At 67.0% G+C, this 5170-nt stretch carries 5 protein-coding genes and 1 tRNA gene; 3 read left to right on the top strand and 3 right to left on the bottom strand.

The features are described 5' to 3' along the window. Positions 1 to 430: 430 nt before the first annotated feature. Both QSK03_RS32750 and QSK03_RS32745 read left to right on the top strand, forming a co-directional pair. The gene (locus QSK03_RS32750; RefSeq protein WP_285660010.1) at positions 431 to 718 is read left to right on the top strand and encodes a transposase; all 288 of its coding nucleotides are present in this window, start codon (positions 431 to 433) and stop codon (positions 716 to 718) included. Continuing rightward, entirely contained in the window at positions 715 to 1620 is a 906-nt protein-coding gene (locus QSK03_RS32745) for an IS3 family transposase (RefSeq protein ID WP_285660009.1), read from the top strand. Before QSK03_RS32750 ends, QSK03_RS32745 begins: the two co-directional genes overlap by 4 nt. Positions 1621 to 1883: 263 nt before the next feature. Here the strand turns inward: QSK03_RS32745 and QSK03_RS32740 are convergent. Both QSK03_RS32740 and QSK03_RS32735 read right to left on the bottom strand, forming a co-directional pair. Beyond that, positions 1884 to 1968, bottom strand: a tRNA-Ser gene (locus tag QSK03_RS32740). Positions 1969 to 2291: 323 nt separating this feature from the next. After that, on the bottom strand, positions 2292 to 2837 hold the full coding sequence (locus QSK03_RS32735) for a DNA polymerase beta superfamily protein (protein WP_285660008.1): 546 nt from the start codon (positions 2835 to 2837) through the stop codon (positions 2292 to 2294). Between the two features lie 598 nt (positions 2838 to 3435). Between QSK03_RS32735 and QSK03_RS32730 the strand changes: the two genes are divergently transcribed. Then, the gene (locus QSK03_RS32730; protein WP_285660007.1) at positions 3436 to 3798 is read left to right on the top strand and encodes a histone-like nucleoid-structuring protein Lsr2; all 363 of its coding nucleotides are present in this window, start codon (positions 3436 to 3438) and stop codon (positions 3796 to 3798) included. Positions 3799 to 3959: 161 nt separating this feature from the next. Here the strand turns inward: QSK03_RS32730 and QSK03_RS32725 are convergent, their stop codons facing one another. Further along, entirely contained in the window at positions 3960 to 4985 is a 1026-nt protein-coding gene (locus QSK03_RS32725; RefSeq protein WP_285660006.1) for a tyrosine-type recombinase/integrase, read from the bottom strand. Positions 4986 to 5170 lie beyond the last annotated feature (185 nt).

The following is a 5170-nucleotide window of genomic DNA, read 5'->3' as shown; positions in this document are numbered from 1 at the left end:
ACAGTTCCCGGACGAACACCTCTGCAGGCCGTGCCATCGCCCCACCTCCCGGGCGACAGCCTCCAACCCCTCAAGATCCTGATCAAGCCCTCGGTTACAGCGCCAACGTTCCTTGCCGCGGCACTAGCTGCCTGACGTCGACCCCGAGGATCGCTTGGAGGCGTGCGCGGACGGCCTCCTCCTGCACGCTGAGCTCCTTTGGCTTCGCTGCCTTCGACACCTCGTGGTCCTCCTGAAGCTCGTCGCGTTCATGGTGGCGGTGGGGGCCGACACTCAGCTTGGGTTCTCGGGTCGACCTGCCGTTCGCGACCATGGCGGCGGGTTGGACCCGGGGAATGTTGTCCCCTCGGTCGATGAGGCCCTGGATGGACCGTCCCCGCTCTGGCGGACAGCGTCGTAGGCTGCCGCTGACCCCAGCGGGAGGGACGACGTGGCGACACGCCGACACTTCACCCAGGAGTACAAGGACCAGGCGGTGAGCCTGGTGTTGGATTCGGGCCGCACGATCGCCGAGGTCGCGAAGAGCATCGGTGTGCATGAAATGACGTTGGGCAAGTGGGTCAAGAAGGCCCGCGACGCCGGGCGGGTGCCCGACACCGAGTTGGGTGGCGATGAGCGCGCGGAGCTGGAGAAGCTGCGCGCCGAGAACGCCCGGTTGAAGATGGAGCGGGACTTCGCAAAAAATGTAGCGACCTGGTTCGCGAAAGACCAGCCGTGAAGTACGCGGCGATCGCGAACTGGGCCGACTCCGATGATCCCGACGACGCGTTTCCGGTGGCGTTCATGTGTGTCCAGCTGGATGTGTCGCGCTCGGGCTACTACGACTGGCGCCGCCGGCTACCGAGTCGCCGCGAGCTCTGCGATGCCGAGCTCGCCGACCGGATCGGTGAGCTGCACCGCGACCTACCCGGCCAGCCCGGGGTGCGCCGGGTGTTCGCCGAGCTGGCCGCGCACGGCTGGCGGGTGGGCCGCAAGCGGGTCTGGCGACTCATGCGTGCCCAGGGTCGGCAGGGCCGCACCCCATGGCGGTGGCGACGCACCACCATCGCGGGGCGCCGTCCGATCGATGCGCCGGACCTGCTCGCCCAGGACCTCGACGTGGAGGCTACCGACACCCGCTGGTGCGGCGACATCACCTACATCGACACCGTCGACGGGTTCTGCTTCCTGGCCACCGTGATCGACCTGGCCTCCCGGCGGGTCGTGGGCTGGGCGCTGGATCAGCACCTGCGCACCGACTTGGTCACCGACGCGCTGACCCAGGCCCTGGCCACCCGGCGACCCGAGCCCGGTCTGATCTTCCACTCCGACCGGGGAACGCAATTCACCAGCCACAAGTTCGCGCACTTCTGCGCCGACCACGGCATACGTCGGTCGATGGGCCGGCGGGCCACCTGCTTCGATAATGCGGTGGCCGAGTCGTTCTTCGCGACCTACAAGAAGGAGCTGATTCACACACGACCTTGGAATGGACTTGCCGAACTTCGACAGGCGACGTTCGTGTGGATCGAGGGCGACTACAACCGGCGCTGGCGCCACTCGGCGCTAGGCTATTTGACACCCTCAGAGTACGAATTAGGATATCGATCGCTCACCGAGATAGCCGACCCGGCAGCCTGACCGGCTGTCCGTCACGGCGGGGACACTCCAGGATGACGCCGCACAGCTCGACATCGAGCCGAGCCCGGCCCGCTTAGGTGGCCGCTTACGTCACACCACGCCCGATCTCGGAGCCTCACCGCTGATGATCGACGCTCGGCGACACGTCCACTGGCCAGCACGAACGAGCGCCCGTCATCACCATCGACGCCTTGACTCCTGTCCACTGGGTTCAAGAATCATCGCGACCGACAGTTGCGCGTCGGTCCCGAAGCTCTCAAGAGCGGAGAGTGCAGGGATCGAACCTGCGCGGGCTTCCACCCGGCCTCGTCTTAGCAAGACGGCGCCTTACCGCTCGGCCAACTGTCCACGAGCGCGGCGTCACCGGCGCGACCGCGCGGAGTTCGGTATCGCGTCAGCTCTCAGTGAACGCTAGCCACAGACGTGGCGCGGAACGAGCCAGTTACGTCCGCCGAGCGGTTCCGCACCCAACGAAGGGCGGTGAGGGAGCGGACGGCCGCCGCGCTGCGACACCCGTCCGAGTTCGGCGCCTCGAGATAAGACCGGCTCGAGCAATGGGCCCCCAGACGACGAAGAGATGAAGAAGTTCAGAAGGTCCTCGCAGCGACCGCGCGTCGAGGAACGCGCGGGGCGAAGCAGACCGGTCGTCTGCCGCGCCCCGCTCGCTTCTCTTAGGCCGTCCATCGAGACAGGTACTGCTCGACGAGCCACGCATCGGCGCGAACTCGATCGGGCTCAGGCGGCAGTGGCGACGAGGTTTCGAGAACGTCCAGGCGCGCCTCCAGGTCGGCCGCAGCGTCGAGCGCTTCCTCTTTGGTGCGGTGACCCTGGCGGAGCTCGCGCAGCCAGCTCAGGTGCGGCTCGGGGATCGGCAAGGTGATCCGTCCGGTCTCCATTAGTTCCACACCCTGGACACCCAGACGCACCATGTGCATGGCGTACTTCGTGTCGAAGCCGTATCGGGTCACGATCTCCCGACGCCCGGCACCGCCGGCGCCCGCACGCTGGCCGAGCATTCCGCGGCGCTGCGCGTTGAGGTACCCGCGGAAGCGACGGCCGGCTCGCCGGGAGACGATCCACGATGCAGCATCGCGCAGTGCACGCCCGTGCTCGTCGCAGAAGTAGGTGTGCTCAGCGGGCACGAACAACGGGAGCAGGATGGTCGGGTTGCCAGCCAGCGCGAGGTGCAGATAGCGGCGGAGACCGTAGACGACCAAGTCGAGTCACCCGGTCCGGACGGGTGACCCTCGGGCTCAGTCCGGAAGATGTAGTGACGGAAGGGCCGCAAGCCAAGTGCGGCTGACGCTGATTCCACGACGACGCCCATCTCGTCCTGGTCGTCCTGGCCTTCGACCGCTGTGCCATGCAGCCCCGAGCCGACCAGCACTCGCAGCGCCAACCCTTCGTCGGCGACGCGCTGCGCCCGGTCCCCCTCGTCACGCACCACCATCGACCCGAGGCGCTCGCACATCTCGATGGTGGGGTGGGACATGAGGAGCAGGATGCCGTGTTCAGCGGTCCCGCGTCAGCGACTTTCGGCCGTCGCCACCCTGGACCGGCCTCCACCCCCAGGTCGTTGCACTTCACAGGTCGTTGCTCCGCTTGGTGAGGCATAGGGGTGCTCGTCGCACATGTCGGCTGCGACCAGGGGAGCAGGTTTCAGCGTTCTCGCACTCGAGAGCTGGGCGACCACGCTGGCCACGATCGTCTCTCCATTGCGGTTTCCATCACCCCACTAGGTAGCTCAATTTACAATGCCACGTTCTGTGGCGTATAAGTACGGAGGTCAAGAAATCAAACACAGGAGTTGAACTCGTGGCACAGAAGACCGTGGTGTCTCTCATCGATGACCTCGACCAGACCGAGGCGGACGAAACAGTCGAGTTCGGCCTCGACGGAATCACCTACGAGATCGACCTGTCCGACAAGAACGCAACCAGGCTGCGTGAAGCCTTCGACGATTACGTCGAGCACGCTCGACGCCAGAACGGACGTCGCCGCCTGTCCGCAACGGCCCGCTCCTCCGGTCGGCGCAACGGCTCGAGTGCGTCGAGCTCCGCAGCAGATCGTGAGCAGAACCAGGCCATCCGGGAGTGGGCCCGACGGCAGGGAATGACCGTCTCCGACCGCGGTCGTATCCCCTCCGAAGTCACCGATGCCTACCACAAGGCCCACTAAAGTCGCTGCAGCCGGCTGAACTGATTGATATCCAAAGAAGCCGGCACATAGGGCTGGAAGCTGACGGCGCAGCCTAGAAACTTGCCAGCACCGTACGAGATCTCGCGAGACCGCTCGCAGGCGGCGGGGACGGAGTGTCCGGATCCGTCTCCCGCTCCCGGTCACCTCTCGACGTTGCTGACGACGGCGCGGCGTCCACGCGAGACGGTGGCTTCGCCGGCATCGGCGAGAAGAGCCACCGCGCGGTGAGCGGTGGCCTCGGAGCATCCGTAGCGGTCGGCGAGATCCTTCATCGTGGGGAGAAACTCGCCCGCCTTCAGAGCACCGAGTCGAACCGCGGCCCGTAGATCAGCAGCGATCCGTCGATAGGGCGCCGCATCGTAGTCGTCGGAGGCCGGAGGCGGGCTCGGCAGCGCGACGACGGGCGCGCCGTTCCCGGCGACCGGGCTCGGGAGCTGCGGAACCCGTTCCGCGAGTGCACGCGACGCACGCTGATCGGCCTCGGCAACCCAGGCCGTGTAGTAGCGCAAGGTCGTCACTCCCCCGCCGCCGTGTCCCAGGCGTCCCGCAACTGTGCGTACGTCGACACCGCCGGAGATGAGCTCGGTGGCCGAATAGTGCCGGAGTTGGTGGAGGTGGATGTCGTAGCCGAGCGCGGCGCACATGCGCGTGAAACGGCGGGTCATGGTGGCCGGCTTCGGCCAGCTGGATCCGTCAGGGCTCGGTGAGAACACGAACCCGTCCTCGGGCAGCTCGATCCCGAGAGACTCGGCCCCCTCGGCCCGGAGCACGAGGAGAGCACGCAGCAGGCCGAGGGTCTGCGGGTCGAGCACGATCCGGCGTTGCTGGTGGTCCTTAGTGTCCTTCTCCCAGTTCTGGCCGTTCACCTCGGCGATACTCGTTCGGATGGTCACCACGGCCTCGGCGAAGTCGATCCGCTCCCACCGCAGCGCGCACAGCTCACCTCGTCGCGCCCCGCTGGTCATAGCCAGCCACACGAACAGCCCCCACACCGGGTCCTTCCACGCCTCCGAGGAGATGCTCGCGGCCTGGGCAGCCGATGGCGGCTGAGGCTTCGGCTTGGCAGCTCGTGGGGCGACGGCCTTGGCGCACGGGTTGGTGCCGATCCAGTCCCACCGCACGGCATGCGCGAAGGCGCTGTTGAGAATGATGTGGGCCTGACGCACGCCGCTGGGCCCGAGCGGCCGGCAGCGGTGGGGCCTGCATCGACGGTCGCACTCGTGTGTGAGGTTGGCCCCTGACACCGGACACGTCGTCTGAGGTGGACCCGGTCCGCCAGGGAGGATGTCGTTCGTGCCTGCACCTCACCCGCCGGAGTTCCGGCGTCGCGCCGTGGATCTCGCTCGTGCCG

This window comes from Actinomycetospora sp. NBRC 106375, from assembly GCF_030269665.1.
GTDB lineage: Bacteria > Actinomycetota > Actinomycetes > Mycobacteriales > Pseudonocardiaceae > Actinomycetospora.
The sequence above is the reverse complement of the archived record's forward strand: the minus strand, read 5'-3'. Positions and strand labels throughout refer to the sequence as shown.